9 protein-coding genes are annotated in these 18334 nt (G+C 74.1%); 8 read left to right on the top strand and 1 reads right to left on the bottom strand.

Annotated elements, in window-relative coordinates:
• Positions 1-76 precede the first annotated feature (76 nt).
• From DMH08_RS31465 to DMH08_RS31440, 6 genes are all read left to right on the top strand, one after another.
• Positions 77-2779, top strand: coding sequence for a family 78 glycoside hydrolase catalytic domain (locus DMH08_RS31465; protein ID WP_442778661.1), 2703 nt, complete (start codon positions 77-79; stop codon positions 2777-2779).
• Between the two features lie 10 nt (positions 2780-2789).
• Positions 2790-6011 (top strand): family 78 glycoside hydrolase catalytic domain, encoded by a 3222-nt coding sequence (locus tag DMH08_RS31460; protein ID WP_125619604.1) that lies wholly within the window; start codon positions 2790-2792, stop codon positions 6009-6011.
• A complete protein-coding gene (locus DMH08_RS31455; protein ID WP_125619602.1) occupies positions 6008-8968 on the top strand; it encodes a glycosyl hydrolase in 2961 nt (986 codons plus the stop codon). Before DMH08_RS31460 ends, DMH08_RS31455 begins: the two co-directional genes overlap by 4 nt.
• A gap of 142 nt (positions 8969-9110) precedes the next feature.
• On the top strand, positions 9111-11171 hold the full coding sequence (locus DMH08_RS31450) for an alpha-L-rhamnosidase-related protein (RefSeq protein ID WP_125619600.1): 2061 nt from the start codon (positions 9111-9113) through the stop codon (positions 11169-11171).
• Complete coding sequence (locus DMH08_RS31445) at positions 11168-13687, top strand: glycoside hydrolase family 127 protein (RefSeq protein WP_125619598.1); 2520 nt, start codon at positions 11168-11170, stop codon at positions 13685-13687. The genes DMH08_RS31450 and DMH08_RS31445 overlap by 4 nt, the downstream gene beginning before the upstream one ends.
• Positions 13688-13695: 8 nt before the next feature.
• Positions 13696-16836 (top strand): family 78 glycoside hydrolase catalytic domain, encoded by a 3141-nt coding sequence (locus DMH08_RS31440; RefSeq protein ID WP_199748099.1) that lies wholly within the window; start codon positions 13696-13698, stop codon positions 16834-16836.
• A gap of 58 nt (positions 16837-16894) precedes the next feature.
• On the opposite strand, the gene DMH08_RS31435 is transcribed toward DMH08_RS31440, so the two are convergent.
• Complete coding sequence (locus DMH08_RS31435) at positions 16895-17245, bottom strand: DUF1801 domain-containing protein (RefSeq protein ID WP_125619596.1); 351 nt, start codon at positions 17243-17245, stop codon at positions 16895-16897.
• A gap of 94 nt (positions 17246-17339) precedes the next feature.
• Between DMH08_RS31435 and DMH08_RS31430 the strand changes: the two genes are divergently transcribed.
• Both DMH08_RS31430 and DMH08_RS31425 read left to right on the top strand, forming a co-directional pair.
• The gene (locus DMH08_RS31430; protein WP_233617919.1) at positions 17340-17783 is read left to right on the top strand and encodes a MarR family winged helix-turn-helix transcriptional regulator; all 444 of its coding nucleotides are present in this window, start codon (positions 17340-17342) and stop codon (positions 17781-17783) included.
• A gap of 61 nt (positions 17784-17844) precedes the next feature.
• A partial coding sequence (locus DMH08_RS31425; RefSeq protein ID WP_442778660.1) for an alcohol dehydrogenase catalytic domain-containing protein occupies positions 17845-18334 on the top strand: 490 nt, incomplete at its 3' end.

The following is an 18334-nucleotide window of genomic DNA, read 5'->3' as shown; positions in this document are numbered from 1 at the left end:
CCCACCGAACACTCACGCTCCCGGTCGGTGCGCGCCACATGTCTAATATACAGCCCGCCCCCCCCCCCGCCGCCCCCTGCCCTCCCCCGCCCCCGCCGCGACGCTGCTCGCCGCGACCGCCGTCGGCCCGCCCGGCACCGCCCAGGCGGCGCTGAAGGCCGGGCACGCGCCGCAGGCCCCCGCCCGCCTGACCGTCGACGACCGGTCGCGCCCGCTGAACGTCGAGGGCGCGCCCCTGTTCGGCTGGTGGCCGCGCGACCGCGACCCCGGCGAGATCCAGACCGCGTACGAGATCGAGGTGCGCGACGCGTCCGGCGCCGTCGTCTGGGACAGCGGCCGCGTCCGCTCCGGCCGCCAGGAGTACGTCGCCTACGGCGGGCGGGCGCTGGCGCCCGGCGCCGCCTTCACGTGGCGGGTCCGCACCTGGGACCGCACCGGAAAGCGCTCTCCCTGGTCGCGGCCCGCCTCCTTCGACACCGGCATCGGCGACGGGGACTGGGACGCGCACTGGATCCGCCGCGCCACCGACGACCCCGACGAGTACACCCTCGCCCGCAAGGACTTCACCGCCGGACGGTCGGAGATCGTGCGGGCCCGCGTCCACGTGGCCGCCGGGCAGCAGTTCGTCCTGCACCTCAACGGCGAGGCGATCGAGCACGGCGCCGCGTTCGCCCACCCCGACGAGGGCTACTACGAGACCGTCGACGTCACCTCGAAGATCCGCGCCGGCCGGGAGAACACGATCGGCGCCCTCTACCACTGGTACGGCTCCGGGCAGGGGCGGCCGAAGGGCGCGCCGGGCCTGCTCGTCCGGCTCGTCGTCGAGCACGCCGACGGCACCCGCCGGGTCGTCGTCACCGACGGCTCGTGGAAGGTGTCGCCCGGCCCCTGGAAGGACGCGCCGCGCCGCAACGGCGACGGCGGCGACTACGTCGAGGAGATCGACGGGACGGCGGTGCGGGACGGCTGGGACGAGCCGGGCTTCGACGCCGCGTCCTGGCAGGCGCCCGAGGTCGTCGGGGAGCACCCGGCCGAACCCTTCACGCACCTGCGCGGCCAGGAGACCGACCTGGCGCACGAGACGGTCCGTCCGGTGAAGGTCGCGCGGCTCGACTCGGGCGCGCTCGTCGCCGACTTCGGCAGGGTGATCCCCGCCGTGCCGGTCGTCCGGTTCCGCGACGGCGAGGCGGGCCGCCGCGTCGCGATGCACGCCGGGTACCGGCTCGCCGAGGACGGGTCGGTGTCGCGCGACTCCGACGACAACCAGAACACCGACCTCGCCTTCGGCTACACCCAGCGCGACGGCGACCAGACGTTCCGCGCCCTCACGTTCGCCGGCTGGCGCTACCTGGAGATCGCCCCCGGCTCGGGGGCGTCCCCGGGCGACGTCTCGGCGGTCGTGCAGCACACCGAGGTCGGGCGCGAGGCGCGGCTGCGCACGTCCGACGCGGGGGTGGACGCGGCCTACGACCTGATGGCGCGGTCGGCGCTGTACGGGTCGCAGGAGCAGTTCCTCGACACCCCGACCCGCGAGAAGGGCCAGTTCCTCGGCGACTCGGTCGACGTCTCCAAGGCGATGATGGGCGCCTACGGGGCGCGGCGCCTCACCCGCCAGGCGATCTACGAGTTCATGGCGTCGCAGCGGCGGCACTGGCCGGACGGGCGCCTCAACGCCGTCTACCCGAACGGCGACGGCAAGCGCGACATCCCCGACTACACCGAGATGTTCCCCGGCTGGATCTGGGACTACTACCTCCAGTCCGGCGACACCGCCACCCTGGCGGACGCCTACCCGGTCATGACGGCCGTCGCCGGGTACGTCCGCCGCCACGTCGACGCCGGCACCGGCCTGGTCACGAACCTGGAGGGCGGCTCGGGCCAGTACCGGTACGGCATCATCGACTGGCCCGCGACCATGCGGTACGGGCACGACATGGACACGGCCGCCCGCACGGTCATCAACGTCCTCGGCGTGGACGTCCTCAACGCCACCGCCCGCGCCGCCGAGGCGCTCGGGAAGAAGGCGGAGGCGGCCGGGCTGCGCGCGGACGCCGCCGCGCTCACGAAGGCGGTCAACGAGCGGCTCCGCCGGGACGACGGCGTCTACATCGACGGCCTCAAGAGCGACGGGGCGCAGAGCGCGCACGCGTCGCAGATCGCGAACGCCTACGCCCTCGCGTACGGCGTCGCGCCCGCCGGGTCGCGCGCGGCGGTCGAGGAGTACGTCGCCGGGCTCGGCATGCGGATGGGCCCGATGACCGCCCACCGCCTGCTGGAGGCCCTCGCGGGCCGTCCGGGCGACGTCGTCGAGCGGCTCACCGACACCGAGGGGCCGGGCTGGGGCAACATCCTCGCGCGGGGCGGCACGTTCACCTGGGAGTCGTGGGACGCCCGCGAGGAGGGCCAGAGCCTCTCGCACCCGTGGGGCGCGACGTCGCTCATCGAGATCCAGAAGACGCTCCTCGGCGTCACCGTCACGAGCCCGGCCGGGGCCGCGGTCCGGGTGCGGCCGCCGGAGGCGGGTGTGGAGGAGGCGTCCGGCACCGTCCCGGTGCAGCGCGGCGACGTCGGCGTGAGCTGGCAGCGCCGCGGCGGCGGCCTCTCGCTGTCGGTGGACGTCCCGGTGAACGTCCGCGCCGAGGTCCGCGTCCCCGCCCGCTCCGCCCGCGACGTCCGGGTCTCCGGCGGCGGCCGCGCCGCGTTCGTCCGCATGGAGGACGGCTACGCGGTCTTCGAGGTCGGCTCCGGTCACGTCCACTTCCGTTCGAACCACCTGTAGGGAACGCTCCATGACCAACGAAACGGGCATGAGTCGCCGCCGCTTCCTGGCGGCCTCGACCGCCGGGACGGCCGGCGCCGTCGTCCTCGGCTCCGCGGGCCCCCTCGCCGGCCCGCTGGCCGGCACCGCCGCCGCGGCCCCCGCGCCGGGGGCCGCGCGGCGGGCGCCGTCCGGGCTGCTGACCTCGCTCCTCCCGGCCGGCCTCGGCGTGCGGGCCGCGCGGCCCCGGTTGAGCTGGCAGGTCGCCGACCTGGGGCACGACACGAAGCAGACCCACTACCGGCTCCAGTTCGCGACGACCCCGCGCGGGCTCGAGCGCGGCCCGCGCACGTGGGACAGCGGCCGCGTCGCGTCGGCCGACTCCGCGGCCGTCCCGTACGGCGGCCCCGACCTCGCCCCCGAGACGGCGTACTGGTGGCGGGTCCGGACGTACGACGGGAACCGCGCGTCCCGCTGGTCGGAGCCCGCGCTGCTCGCCACCGGCGTGGACGCGTGGACCGCCGACCCGGTCTGGGCCCCGGCGGCCGAGGCGCCCGGCGACGGCGTCCTCACCGCCCGCGTGCGCATCGCGGCCGTCGCCGCGAGCCTGTGGTTCCGGGCGTCCGGCGCCGGCGCCAACTACCTGTGGCAGCTCCGCGCCGGGACGCCCGGGGTGCTGAAGAAGCACGTGTGCGTGGACGGCTCCTACCGGGTGCTGGAGGAGAAGGCCCTCGCCGTCCCCGTCGAGACGGGACGCTGGTACGACGTCGCGATCGAGATGGCGGGCGACACGTTCACGACCTCGATCGACGGGACGGTCGTCGACACGACCGCCGACGGCACGCACCGCACGGGCACGGTCGGGATGCGCAACGGGTCGACGGAGTCCAACGCCTGGGACCGCGTCGCGTTCACCGCCGCCGACGGCACCGCCGTCCTCGACGAGGACTTCACCGCCGGGCGCGGCACGTTCTCCGCCGGGACGGTCGAGAACGGCGTGCTGACGCTCGGCGGCGGGCAGTCGGCGCTGTCCTCGGCGGGGGCGCCCGACGACGACTGGGCGCTGCTGCGCACGGAGTTCGTCCTCGCCCGCAAGGAGATCGCGGCGGCGGTGCTGCACGTCGCCGCGCAGTCGCCGGAGCCGACCCGGCAGTACCCGGCGAAGGTGTGGGCGAACGGCGAGGTCGCCGGGTTCGCGTCGATGCGGTCGGGGGCCGGGGCGCCGAAGTACCACTCGTTCGACGTGGCGCGCCTGCTGCGGCCCGGCCGCAACGCCCTCGCCGCGCTCGCGTTCACCACCGCGGACAAGCGGTTCGTCGCCCGCCTCGCCGTCACCTACGCCGACGGGACGACCGCGACCGTCGACACCGGGCGCGCCTGGCGGGCGCGGCGCCAGGCCGGGATGCTGCGCGACGCGGGCACGATCGGCACCGGGTACTACCACTGCCGCCAGGAGTACTGGGACATGCGGCACGAGCCCGCGGGCTGGACGCGGCCGGGGTTCGACGACGCGGCGTGGGAGCCGGCCGCCGTCCGGGACCCGATCGACGGCCTGGAGCCCGCGCTCGTCGAGCCCGTCCGGCTGCACGACGTCCGCCCCGCGTCCGTCCGCCGGACCGCGCCCGGCACGTGGCTGGTCGACCTCGGCCGCGAGATCGTCGGCGGGCTGCGCCTGTCCGTGCGCGGGAAGGCGGGGCAGACCGTCGAGGTGCGGCTCGGCGAGGAGCTGAACGGCGACGGCACCGTCCGGCACGCCCTGCGCGCCCAGGTCACCTACCGGGAGATCTGGACGCTGCGGGACGGCCCCCAGACGATCGAGCACTGGGGCTACCGCGGCTTCCGCTACGCGCAGCTCGTCACCGACGGCGACCTGGACCTGTCCGGCGCCGTCACCGGGCGGTTCTGGCGCGCCGACTGGGACGACGGCGCCGCCTCGTTCACCAGCTCCAGCCCCGACCTCGACCGCGTGTACGCGATGTGCCGCTACTCGATCGAGGCGACGCGCGGCGACCTGTACGTCGACACCCCGACCCGTGAGCGCGGCCCGTACGAGGGCGACGTGCTGATCAACCAGGCGTCCGAGTACGGGACGCAGCGCTCGTTCGCGCTGGCCCGCGCGTCCGACGCGTTCCTCGCCCGCAACCACACCTGGCCGACCGAGTACCGGCTGATGAACGTCATGTCGGCATGGCAGGACTATTTGCACACCGGCGACCCCGAGCAGCTCGCCGCCGACTACGACCTCCTCGCGGGCAAGCACCTGACCCGGTTCATCGGCGACGACGGCCTCGTCCGCAAGGACCCGGGGCGGTCCAGCCAGGACCTCGGCGACCTCGTCGACTGGCCCGCCTCCAACCGGGACGGGTACGTGTTCACCGAGGTCAACACGGTCGTCAACGCCTGCCAGTACGCCGCGTTCGACGCGATGGCGAAGATCGCGGACGCCCTCGGCCGGACGGCCGACGCGAAGGACTGGCGCGCCCGCGCGGAGAAGCTCGCCGACGCGATGCGCGCGAAGCTCCTCGACGCCCCCGGCGGGCGGTTCGTCGACGGCCTCGGCACCGCGCACGGCGCCCAGCACGCCACCGCCTACCCGGTCGCGCTCGGCGTGGCCGGGCCCGGCGCCGTCCCCGACGACGTCCTGGCCGCGCTCGGCCGGACGCTCGCCGCCGGCGGCATGAAGGTCAGCGTCTACGGGGCGCAGTTCCTCCTCGACGCGCTGTTCGCCGCCGGCCGCGCCGAGGACGCCATCGGGCTCATGACCGCGACCGGCACGCACTCGTGGCTGCACATGATGGACGACCTCGGCGCCACGATCGTCGCGGAGGCGTGGGACCCGGCCCTCAAACCCAACATGACGTTCTCGCACGCGTGGGGCTCGGCGCCCGCGAACGCCGTCCCCCGCCACGTGCTGGGCGTGCGGGTCACGGCGCCGGGCGCCGCCGAGATCGAGATCCGGCCCCGCCCCGGCGGCCTCACCCGCGCCGCGGGCCGCGTCCCGACCGTCCGCGGGCCCGTCTCCGTCGACCTGGACCGCGACCGCGGATACCGCCTCGACGCGGACGTCCCGCCCAACACCTCGGCCCGCGTCGTCGTCGAGCTCGGCGACGACGACCCGCGCCGCTACCGCGTCATCGGACCCCACGCACACGCCCCCCGCGCCACGGGCCGGGACGTCACCGGGCGGCTCCTCACCATCGGCCCGGTCGGCTCCGGCCGCATTTCAGTGATCCGCACAGGAGGAAAGAGTTGAACGACCGCAACGAGGTCTCGCGCAGGCGCGTCCTGCAGATCGGCGGCGCCGCCGCCGTCGCCGCGGCCGCCGTGCCCGCGCTCGGGGGAGAGACCGCCGTCGCCGCCGCCAAGCCCGGGAACGGCCCGGGCGGGCACGGCAAGTTCGCCCGCCCGGCCGCGGCCGTCCGGCCCCGGTTCCGCTGGTGGTGGCCGGACGCCCACGTCGACCCGCGCGAAATCCGCCGGGAGATCGACCAGATCGCCGACGCCGGCTTCGGCGGCGCGGAGATCGTCGCGCTGCACCACAGCATCGACGACAAGTCGCTCCTCGACCCGAAGAAGCACGGCTGGGGCACCCCCGCGTGGAACGAGGCCGTCGAGGCGGCGCTCGACCAGGCGCGGCGCCGCGGCGTCACGGTCGACCTGACGATGGGCCCGGCGTGGCCCGCGGCCGTCCCGTCGATCACCCCGGACGACGAGGCCGCCGTCCAGGAGCTCGCGTACGGCGCGGCCACGGTGAAGGCGGGGGCGACGCACGACGGGCCCGTCCCCGAGCCGGTCGCGGCGCCCGCGGACGGCGTCACCAAGCGGCACCTGGTCGCGGTGCACGCCGTCCGGCTCGACCCGGCGAACGACACCCGCAAGGAGACCGGCCTCGCGGCCGGCTCCTTCCAGGACCTGACCGCGAAGGCCGCGAACGGCCGCATCGCCTGGACCGCGCCGTCCGACGGCGACTGGGTGCTGCTGTCGTACTGGCGGCGCGGCAGCGGGCAGCGGCCCGAGTCCGGCCCGCACAGCGACCCGCCCAGCACGGTCGTCGACCACTTCAGCAAGGCCGGGACCCGCGCGGTCACCGCGTTCTGGGAGGCGAAGCTCCTCACCCCGCGCATCCGGAAGCTGATCCGGCAGGCCGGGTGGACGCTGTTCGAGGACTCGATCGAGCTGGAGACCGACGCCCTCAACTGGACGCCCGCCCTGCCCGAGGAGTTCCGCAAGCGGCGCGGCTACGACCTGATGCCGTACTTGCCGGTCATCGTCCGGCACGACGAGGACCCGGTGTACACCTACGACGCCGCGACCACCTCGCACGTCCGGCACGACTTCTGGCTGACGGTCTCCGACCTGTTCGCCGAGAACCACTTCGCGGCGATCGCGAAGTGGGCGCACTCGATCGGGCTGGAGTACCGGGCGCAGCCGTACGGGCTGGAGACCGACTCCATGCAGGCGGCGACGATCCTGGACGTCCCCGAGGGCGAGTCGCTCGGGTTCAAGAACCTCGACGACTACCGGGCGCTCGCGGGCGGCCGCGACATGGCGGGCCGCGAGGTCCTGTCGTGCGAGGCGGGCGCGTACCAGGGCGGCGCCTACAACACCACCTGGGAGAAGCTGCTGCTCACCATGGGCGGCGCCTACGCGGCCGGGCTGAACCAGACGGTCCTGCACGGCTTCTCCTACGCCACGGCCCCCGGCGCGAAGTGGCCCGGCTTCGCCGGGTTCACGCCGTACAGCGGCAACATCGGCTACTCGGAGTCGTGGGGGCCGCGGCAGCCGACCTGGCGCCACGTCCCGGACATCGCCGCCTACATGTCGCGGATCCACCACACGATGCGCACCGGCACGAGCCGCATCGACGTGGCCGTCTTCCGGCAGAAGGGCTACACCAAGACCGGCATCGGCGCCGGATGGTTCACCAAGGAGGGCATCCCGCTCGGGTGGACGCACCAGTTCATCAGCGCGCCGCTGCTCGACCTGCGCTCGGCGACCGTCCGGCGCGGCCGCCTCGCCCCGGACGGCCCCGCCTACAAGGTGCTGTTCGTCGAGGGCGACCGGTTCGCCGGCAAGGAAGCCACGCTCCCGCTGGACACCGCCCGCACCATGCTGAAGCTGACGAAGGCCGGGCTGCCGCTCGTCTTCCTCGGCGACTGGTCCGCGGCGACCGTCCCCGGCCTGGAGCGCGACGGCGAGAACGCGAAGCTGCGGGCCGTCCTGAAGGACCTGTTCGCGCAGCCCCGCGTCCGCGTCGTCGCCGAGGAGGCGGACGTCCCGGGCGCCCTGGCCGACCTCGGCCTGACGCCCGCGGTGTCCTACGCGCAGAGCTCCACGCTCCTCGTCGCGCACCGCGAGGACCGCCGCGCCGACTACTACTACCTGGTCAACGGCAAGCACGCCGACCAGGTGAAGCCGCCGGTCGCGCCGATCGACCACGAGGTCACGTTCACGCGCTCCGACCGCCGGGCCGTCCCGTACCGGCTGGACCTGTGGACGGGCGAGGAGCGGCGCGTCGCGGTCTACGAGGAGGACGGCGACACGGTCACGCTCCGGATCGCGCTGGAGCCCGGCGAGGCCGTCGTGATCAAGCTGGCGCACGGCGGGAACGCGCCGCACGCCACGGCGTCGGACGCCGAGCTGCGCGTCGAGCGGAACCGGCTGGTCGCCCGCGCGACCGCCGCCGGGACCTACGCCACCACCCTGCCGAACGGCCGGACCGTCCGGACCGAGATCCGCCGCGTCCCCGCGGCGCGCGAGCTGACGTCCTGGCGGCTGCGCGTCGAGGACATGACGCCCGACGGGGTGCGGCGGCACGACCTGCGGCTCGACGCGCTCAAGCCGTGGCCGCAGATCCCCGAGCTGGCGGACGTCTCCGGCATCGGCACCTACTCGACCACCGTCGAGTGGGACGGCCGGGACGGCGCCGCCGGCGCGGTCCTCGACCTCGGCTCGGTGTTCGACACCTGCCGCGTCACGGTCAACGGCCGCCGGCTGCCCGCCGTCAGCGTGCTCGTCCCGAAGGTCGACGTCGGCCCGTACCTGCGGCGCGGCCGCAACACGATCGAGGTCGAGGTCGCGACGACGCTGAACAACCGGCTGCGCGTCGCCGACCCCGACGTCTACGGGAACGCGAAGCGGCAGGACTACGGCCTGATCGGCCCCGTCCGCCTCGTCCCCTACGCCGAGGAGGAGGTCCGCACCCGCTGACCCGCGACGGTCCCGGCCCACCGGTCCGCGGCCCGCCCGCGGACCGGCCCGGGAACGCGTGTGCGGGAGGGCGTTGGCCCCGCCCTCCCGCACGCGAATCCCTCAACCCCGTCCTGTTCAAGACCGGAAATGTGAGGAATCCATGCACTCCAGCGTATCCAGGCGCCGCCGTGGGGCGGCCGCCCTGGCCCTCGGGCTGTCCGCCTTGGTGGCGGCCCAGGGAACCGCCCTGGCCGACCCCGGCCGCGGCAACGGCAACGGCAACGGGCACGGCGCCCGCCCCTGGGAGAAGTACGTCCTGTCGCCGTCGAAGTCCCGGACGCTCCGCCCCGTGTCGGTCTTCCGCACGACCGGCGACGTGAAGAACGCGGCGGCCGTCCTGAAGGGCCGCCGGACGACCCTCAGCGGCGAGGGCGCGTCGATCACGCTCGACTTCGGCAAGGAGGTCGGCGGCCTCACCGGTCTGCACTTCGCCGACTCCGACGGGCCGCGCAAGGTCGGCCTCGCGTTCGCGGAGTCGTCCACGTACGTCGGCACGACGAGCGACGCGTCCACGGGCGGCCCCCGCTCGCGCGACGGCGCCCTCACGGTCGACGTCGACGGGCGGACGGCCTACACCACGCCCGACCCGCACCTGCGCGGCGGCTTCCGCTACCTGACGATCTTCCTGCAGGGCCCGGGCACCGTCGAGCTCGACAAGGTCTCCGTGCACTTCACCGCCGCGCCGGCGATGAAGGACCCGTCGGACTACGCGAACTACTTCTACTCGTCCGACGACCTGCTCAACCGGATCTGGTACGCCGGGGCGTACACCGTCCAGCTCAACACGATCTCCCCGAAGCGGGGCCGGGTCTGGGAGCCGCCCGCCGAGCTGTGGGACAACACCGGCACGGTCGGCGTCGGCGACACCATCCTCGTGGACGGCGCCAAGCGCGACCGGACGGTCTGGCCGGGCGACCTCGGCATCGAGGTCCCCGCCGCGTACGCGGCGTTCGACGACACCGAGTCGGCCGAGAACGCCCTCACGACCGTCTACCGGCAGCAGCTCGACACCGGCGAGCTGCCGTACGCGGGCCCCGAGCTGGACAAGTACGGCTCGGACACCTACCACCTGTGGACCCTCGTCGCGACCTGGGACCACTACCTGCACACCGGCGACCGGCGCTGGCTGTCGACGATCTGGGACGACTACACCGAGGGCGTCGAGTTCATCACCGGCAAGATCCGGGACAAGGGCCTCGTCCACATCACCGGGACGAGCGACTCCGTCCGGATCCTCGCCGAGGGCGAGAACCTCATCGCGAACGCCCTGACGTGGCGCGTCCTGGACACCGGCGCGAAGATGGCCGAGGCGCGGGGCGACCGCGGCCTCGCCCGCTCCTACGCGCAGCGCGCGGAAGCGATCCGCGAGGCGATCGACACGCACCTGTGGGACGAGGAGGCCGGCGCCTACCGGTTCTACCCCGACTCCGACATCCACCCGCAGGCGGGCAACTCGGTCGCCGTCTGGTACGGCCTGGCCGGCGACGCCAAGGCCCGCCGCATCAGCGAGTACCTGAAGGGCAACTGGACCGAGATCGGCACCACCGCGCCCGAGAACAAGGGCAACCCGGGCGTCTTCTCCGGGTCGATGGAGGTCAACGCCCACTTCAACGCCGGGACCCGCGAGGCCGACCAGGCCGGCGTCGACATCATCCGGCGCCAGTGGGGCTACATGCTGAACCACCCGGAGGGCACCGAGAGCACCTTCTGGGAGTCGTTCCGCAACGCCGAGGACGGCTGCGCGTTCTGCAGCTCGTACGTGTCGCTCGCCCACGCCTGGGCGACCGGCCCGACCCCCGCGCTGACCTTCAACGTCCTCGGCCTGAAGCCGACCGGCGCCGGCGGGCGCTCGTTCGACTTCGTCCCGCACACCGCGGACCTGTCGTTCGCCCGGGGCAGCATCACCACGACGGCCGGCGAGGTCGAGGCGTCCTGGAACGTCTCGAAGCACGGCGCGTTCAGCGCCCGCCTGGACGCCCCGCGGCAGGCGACCGGACGGGTCGGCGTGCCGACGTTCGGCGAGCGCGTCGAGGTCCGGGTGGACGGCCGCCTGGTGTGGGACGGCCGCCGGGCGCACGCCCGCGGCGTCTCGTCCGACGGCGCCTACGTGTACGTCGAGGGCCTGCGCGGTGACCACCGCATCCGGAGCAAGCGCGCATGACGGCCGCTCCGTTCACCCGCCGTGCCTTCATCGGCACGGCGGGTGCCACCGCCACCGCGCTCGCGCTCCCGGCGGCGCCCCCGGCGCTCGCCGGCACCCGGCCCGGACGTCCGGCGGGCGGGGCCCTCGCGCCCTTCCCGCTCTCCGACGTCGCGCTCCTCGACGGCCCGTTCCGCGCCAACATGGCGCGGACCTGCGCCTACCTGAAGTTCGTCGACGCCGACCGGCTGCTGCACACGTTCCGGACGAACGCCGGGCTGCCGTCGTCGGCCGAGCCGTGCGGCGGGTGGGAGGCGCCGGACGTCCTGCTGCGCGGGCACTCGACGGGCCACCTGCTGTCCGGCCTCGCGCAGGCCCACGCGAACACCGGCGACGACGCGTTCGCCGCCAAGGGCCGGTACATCGTCGCCGAGCTGGCGAAGTGCCAGGCGGCGGCCGCGTCGGCCGGGTTCACGGCCGGCTACCTGTCGGCGTTCCCCGAGTCGGTCTTCGAGGACCTGGAGTCCGGCGGGAAGCCGTGGGCGCCCTACTACACGATCCACAAGATCATGGCGGGGCTGCTCGACCAGTACACGATGAGCGGGAACCGACAGGCGCTCGACGTCGTGACCGGCATGGCGGCGTGGGCCGAGGCCCGCAACGGCAAGCTGGGCCACGAGCGGATGCAGGAGATCCTGCGGGTCGAGTTCGGCGGCATGAACGAGGTGCTGGCCGCCCTCCACCAGGTGACCGGCGACCCCGCGCACCTGCGGACGGCCCGCCGGTTCGACCACGAGGAGATCTACGGCCCGCTCGCCGAGCGCCGCGACGCCCTCGACGGGTACCACGCCAACACCCAGATCCCGAAGATCGTCGGCGCGCTGCGGGAGTACGAGGCGACCGGCGACGCCCGCTACCGCGACATCGCGGCGTTCTTCTGGGACACGGTCGTCCACCACCACACGTACGTGATCGGCGGCAACAGCAACAACGAGATGTTCTGCCCGCCGGACCAGATCGCCTCCCGGCTCGGGTCGGACACCTGCGAGAACTGCAACAGCTACAACATGCTGAAGCTGTCGCGGCTGCTGTTCCTGCACGACCCGGACGAGTCCGCGTACATGGACCACTACGAGTGGACCCTGCTGAACCAGATGCTGGGCCAGCAGGACCCCGAGTCCGAGCACGGGTTCGTCACGTACTACACGGGCCTGTGGCCGGGGTCGCGGCGCGAGCCGAAGGGCGGCCTCGGCGCGGCGCCCGGCAGCTACAGCGGCGACTACGACAACTTCTCCTGCGACCACGGCACCGCCATGGAGACGCACACGAAGTTCGCCGACAGCATCTACTTCCGCACGAAGGACGAGCTGTACGTCAACCTGTTCATCCCGTCCGAGCTGACGTGGCGGGAGCGCGGCGTCGGGATCAGGCAGGAGACCGGTTACCCGTACGCCGACCGGACGCGCCTCACCGTGACGCGTGGCTCGTCCCGCTTCACCCTCAAGCTCCGCATCCCGGGGTGGCTGGGTGCCCGGGGCCGGCAGCCGCGCGTCCGGGTGAACGGGCGGGCGGTGCCGGTGCGCGTCCGCCCGGGCCGCTACGCCGAGATCGAGCGGCACTGGCGGCGCGGCGACGTCGTGGAGCTGTCGACGCCGATGGCGCCGGTGTGGCGCAAGGCCCCCGACAACCCGAACGTGCAGGCCGTCACCGTCGGCCCGGTCGTCCTGGCCGGACGGTACGGGGACCGGGCGCTCGCCACCTTCCCGGCGGTCGACCCGCGGTCGCTGCGCCCCGACCGCCACCGCCCGCTGCACTACACGGTGCGGGCCGACGGCACCGAGGTCGAGCTGAAGCCGTTCGCGGACGTCCAGCACGAGCGCTACAGCGTCTACTGGCTGACGCCGGCGCACCGGCACCGGCCGGGGCTGCTGGCGCACTTCCCGCTGCGCGGCCGCAGCCTCGCCGACGCCGCGGGCCGGTGGCCGGACGCGAAGCTCGCCGCGGGGGCGTCCTGGGCGGGGGACGGCGACTCCGTCGTCCTCGACGGGCGGGGCGGGCACGTCCTGCTCCCGCCCGGGCTGCTCGGCGGCCTGGACGAGCTGACGGTCGTGCTGCGGGTCCGGCTCGACTCGCTCGAGAACAACGTGCGGGTCTTCGACCTCGGCTTCAACCGGGAGACGTACTTCGCGGTGACCGCCCGCACCGGGGCCGGCCGGGCGCGGTTCGGGATGCGCGTCACCGGCATGGAGGGCGAGGACGTCGCCGACGCCCCGTCCGCCCTGCCCACCGGCGCCTGGACGCACGTCGCCGTCACGGCCGGGAAGGGCTCGGCCGTCCTCTACCTCGACGGCGCCGAGGCCGGCCGCAACGACGGCCTCGTCATGAGCCCCCTCGCGCTCGGCGCGACCACCGCCAACTACCTCGGCGACCAGCAGGACACCCGCCGCCCCCACCTGCACGGCGCGGTGTCCGGCTTCCGCCTCTACGACCACGCCCTCACGGCGTCCCAGATCTCGGCCCTGGCCGACGAGCAGTAGGAGCATCCGTGCCCGAAAACCTGCCCAAGAAGAAACTGCGCGGGCTCGCCGCCGCGGCGATCACCGTCGCGCTTCCGCTGACGCTCGTGTCCGCGCCCGCGCACGCCGCGGGCGGCGTCCGGCCCGTCGGGCTGGAGGCGTTCCACCTGAACGAGGCCATGGGGATCGACGACACCACCCCGCCGCTCACCTGGCAGCTGCGCGGCGGACGGAACGTCCTCCAGACCGCGTACCAGATCCAGGCCGCCACCAGCGAGCGGTCGCTGCACCGCGGGCGCCCCGACCTGTGGGACTCCGGCCGCGTCGAGTCGGCGTTCCCGCAGGCCGACTACGCCGGGAAGAAGGTCGGCAGCCGCACCCGCGTGTACTGGCGGGTCCGCGTCTGGACGGACGGGCGGCCCTCCGGGTGGTCGTCGCCGTCCTGGTTCGAGACCGGCCTGACCGCGCAGAGCGACTGGCAGGGCCGCTGGATCACCCAGGAGGACTGGCAGATCAAGGACAAGGAGCCCGCCCCGATCGTGGTGGAGCTGCCGGACACCACCGCCCGGTTCGTCCGGCTGAACGTGACCGGGCTGGGCCTGCCGCTCGAGGAGACCCTCGACGGCGACGCCTACCGGCTGGCGCTCGCCGAACTCGAGGTGCGCGACTCCGGCGACCCGGACACGAACCTCGCGCAGGGCCGCACCGTCACCGCGTCCGACACCGGCGGGGACGTCAACCGCAAGTGGATGACGCGGCACCTGACCGACGGCACCCGCACCACGAACCAGGAGCGGGCGGGCTGGCGCAGCTCCGCGCACGGCGACGCGGACCTGTCCGACGAGCCGCTGACGCTCACCGTCGACCTCCGCGAGGCGCGCTCGTTCGACCAGGTCGTCCTGTGGCCGCGCACCGACCTGCCCGGCGAGGGCGGCCGGGCGCCGCACACGCCCGCCGACTTCGCGGTCGGCACGGCCGACGCCGCCGACGGCCCGTTCACCACCCGCAAGGAGGTCGCGGACCGGGAGCCGCCGGCGGCGCTCGTCCCGGAGGCCATGCCGATCTTCGCGAAGGACTTCCGGCTGCCGGCCGGCGTCCGCGGCGCCCGCCTCTACATCGCCGGCCTCGGCGTCTACGAGGCGCGGCTGAACGGCCGCCGCATCGGCGACGCCGAACTCGAACCGGCCAACACCGACTTCGCCGACCGCGTCCAGTACGCGACCTACGACGTGACGAAGATGCTGCGCTCCGGCGGCAACACCCTGGGCGTCGAGCTGGGCAACGGCATCGCCAACGTGGTCTCCACGCCCGACCGGTACCGCAAGTTCGCCGACACCTTCAGCGACCCGAAGGTGATGGCGCAGCTCGAGGTGACGCTGCGGGACGGGTCGGTGCGGCGCATCGTCAGCGACGGGAGCTGGAAGACCGTCCTCGGGCCCGTCACCTTCTCCAACTGGTACGGCGGCGAGGACCACGACGCCCGCCGCGAGCGCCCCGGCTGGGACCGCCCCGGCGCGTCCCGCAAGGGCTGGGAGGACGCCGTCCCGGTGGCGGCGCCCGGCCCGCCGGCCGGCCGGATGTCCGAGCCGGTCCGCGTCATCGACGAGCTGCGGGGCCGCGAGGTCGGCTCCGGCGACGGCTACAAGGTGTTCGACGTCGGCCGCAACATCGCGGGCCGCCCGGAGATCACGATCGACGCGCCCGCCGGGACGTCCGTCCGGATCCTGCCGGCCGAGAGCCTCAAGGACGGGCGCGTCAACCAGTCGATCAGCAACGTGGGCGCCCCGATCTGGGACGAGTACACCACCCGGTCGTCGCGTCCCGAGACCTGGCACCCGCGGTTCTCCTACCACGGCTTCCGCTACCTGGAGGTCCAGGGGCTGCCGAAGGGCGCGTCGATCCGCGTCAACGGCCAGGTGCTGCACGCCGACAACGACTCGGCCGGTTCGTTCGACTCGTCGAACGGCCTGATCAACAGCATCCACGGGCTGGTCCGCCGCGCCGTCGAGGGCAACATGATGAGCGTCTTCACCGACTGCCCGAGCCGCGAGAAGCTCGGCTGGCTGGAGCAGGACCACCTCGTCGGCCCCACCCTCGCCGCCAACTACGACGTGCACGCGCATCTGCGCAAGGTCGTCCAGGACATGGCGGACGCGCAGACCGAGACGGGCCTCATCCCCTCGACCGTCCCGGACTACACGATCCTGGCGGGCTCGTACCGGGACGACTCGAACTGGGGCGGCGCGTTCGTCCACGTCCCGTGGCAGCTGTACCAGGAGTACGGCGACGTCGAGACGATGCGGACGTACTACCCGCAGATGAAGCGGTACGCCGCGCACATCGAGGGCCGGGTCGAGAACGGGCTGACCGACTACACGCTCGGCGACTGGTTCAGCCCCGACCGCACGTTCCCGAAGCTGGTCTCGGGCACGTTCGGCTGGTGGAGCCTCAACAACACCCTCGCCAAGATCGCCGACACGCTCGGCGAGCCCGCCGAGGCCGCCGCGTTCCGGGCCAAGGCCGACCTCAGCGCCAAGGCCCTGGCGGACGAGCTGTACGACCCGGAGACCGGGACGTTCGGCGGCGGCGGGCACGGCGCGGAGGCGATCGCGCTCGACATGGGCGCCGTCCCGGACGACCAGCGGCAGCGGCTGCTCGACCACCTGATCGGGTCCATCGAGGAGAAGGGCTGGAACCTCGTCCTCGGCGAGATCTCGCTGCCCTCCGCGCTGCGGGTGCTGCCCGACGACGTCCTCTACAAGGTCGCCACCCAGACCGACAGCCCGAGCTACGGGTACCAGGTCGAGCACGGCAACACCGCGCTCGGCGAGACCTGGGACGGCGGCAGCGGCCAGTCGCAGAACCACTTCATGCTCGGCGCGATCGACGCCTGGTTCAGCGGCCACCTGGCCGGGATCCGGCAGGCCGACGGTTCGGCGGGCTACCGGAAGCTGCTGATCGCGCCGTCCGTCGTCGGTGACCTGACCAGCGCTTCCGCCACCCGGCGGACGCCCTTCGGCGAGGCCCGCTCGTCGTGGCGGCTGAAGAACGGCCGCGTCACCCTGAAGGCGACCGTGCCGGCGGGCAGCACCGCCGAGGTGCGGGTCCCCGGCCGCGACGCGCCGGTGACCGTCGGCTCCGGCGAGCACACGTTCCACGGCACGGCCTGACCGGCGGCCGGAACCGCGCTCGAACCGCCCCCCGGGCCCGTGCCCGGGGGGCGGTTCCTCATGCGCGGTCGAGGGCGACGGCCTGGGCGATGTAGCCGCGCAGCGCCGTCTCGTCGAGGCCGGCCCCGGGCTTGATCTTGACGTGCCGGGTCCGCTTCCCGACGCCCTGCAGCAGGCCGTGCGGGTCGTCGAACTCCGCGCCGCGCTCGAAGGCGAAGGTCAGGTGCGTCTTGCTGGGGCTGATCACGGCGAGGATCTTCGTCCCCCGCCAGGCGGGGGAGCCGTAGGTGAGGCACTCCGCGGCGTCCGGCGCGGCGTCGGCCATGAGGGCGCGCAGGGCGGCGACGGTGTCGTGATGCTTCGGGTCGAGCTTGGTGTCGATGTAGACGTCCACGTCCGTGCCGCTCATGGGCCCGTTCCCTTCCGGGGGAGGTGCGTTCCGTGTCTCCACGATATAATCAAGAATGTTGATAGTCAATGATCGTGACTAAGTTGGGGAGAGCGTGGACGAGAAGCAGGGAGGCCCCGACGTGGGCATGCTCGCCGGACAGCTGATGCGCGCGCTGCAGGACGAACTGTTCGAGCGGCTCGCCGAGCAGGGGCACCCCGACGTGCGCCCGCGGCACGGGAGCGTCCTGGCCTTCCTCGGCCGGGACGGCGCGCGCGCGACGGAACTCGCCGCGCGCACCGGCCAGCACAAGCAGATCGTCGGCACGATCGTGGACGAGCTCGCCGCGCTCGGCTACGTCCGCCGCGAGCCCGACCCGGACGACCGCCGCGCCAAGCGCGTCGTCCCCACCGACCGCGGCCGGGACGAGATCGCCAAGGCCCGCGCGATCCTCGCGGACATGGAGCGCCGCCACGCCGAGAGCCTCGGCGCCGAGCGCTACGCCGCCTTCAAGGACGCGTTCCGGGAGGTCGTCCGCGTGCAGCGCGAGCGCACTTGACCTCAAGTCTGCTCGAGGTCCCAGGATGGTCCGCGACACGGAGACCGACGAGGGAGTTCCGATGAGGGTCGTGCGCGTGGAACGGTTCGGCGGGCCGGAGGTCCTGGTGCCGGGAGAGGCGCCGGCCCCGGTGCCGGGCCCCGGGCAGGTCGTCGTGGCGGTCGCCGTCGCCGAGATCAACTTCGTCGAGACGCAGCTGCGCCGGGGCGTCAGCCCGGGACCGCCGCTGCCGGTGCCCCCGTACGTCCCCGGCGGCGGCGTCGCGGGCCGCGTCGCCGCCGCCGGACCCGGCGTCGACCCCGGGTGGCTCGGCCGCCGGGTCGCGGCCCCGACCGCCGCCGGCGACGGCGGCAACGCCGAGCTCGCGGTCGCGGACGCCGCCGCGCTCCTCCCGGTCCCGGACGGCCTGGACCTGCGGCGGGCCGCGGCCCTGCAGCCCGACGGCGCGACCGCCCTCGGGCTGTTCGACCGCGCCGGGGTCCGCGCCGGCGACCGGGTCCTGGTCGAGGCGGCGGCGGGCGGGGTGGGGAGCCTGCTGGTCGGGCTCGCGC

The organism is Actinomadura sp. WAC 06369, assembly GCF_003947565.1.
In the GTDB taxonomy this organism is placed as follows: Bacteria; Actinomycetota; Actinomycetes; order Streptosporangiales; family Streptosporangiaceae; genus Spirillospora; species Spirillospora rifamycini.
Note: the sequence above shows the minus strand (reverse complement) of the source record. Positions and strands in the feature narration are given on the sequence as shown.

Bases quoted from the DNA above. Each gene is read 5' to 3' on its own strand.
- DMH08_RS31435 (WP_125619596.1), bottom strand. From the start codon at position 17,245: ATGAGCGGCACGGACGTGGACGTCTACATCGACACCAAGCTCGACCCG.
- DMH08_RS31460 (WP_125619604.1), top strand. From the start codon at position 2,790: ATGACCAACGAAACGGGCATGAGTCGCCGCCGCTTCCTGGCGGCCTCG.
- DMH08_RS31445 (WP_125619598.1), top strand. From the start codon at position 11,168: ATGACGGCCGCTCCGTTCACCCGCCGTGCCTTCATCGGCACGGCGGGT.
- DMH08_RS31450 (WP_125619600.1), top strand. From the start codon at position 9,111: ATGCACTCCAGCGTATCCAGGCGCCGCCGTGGGGCGGCCGCCCTGGCC.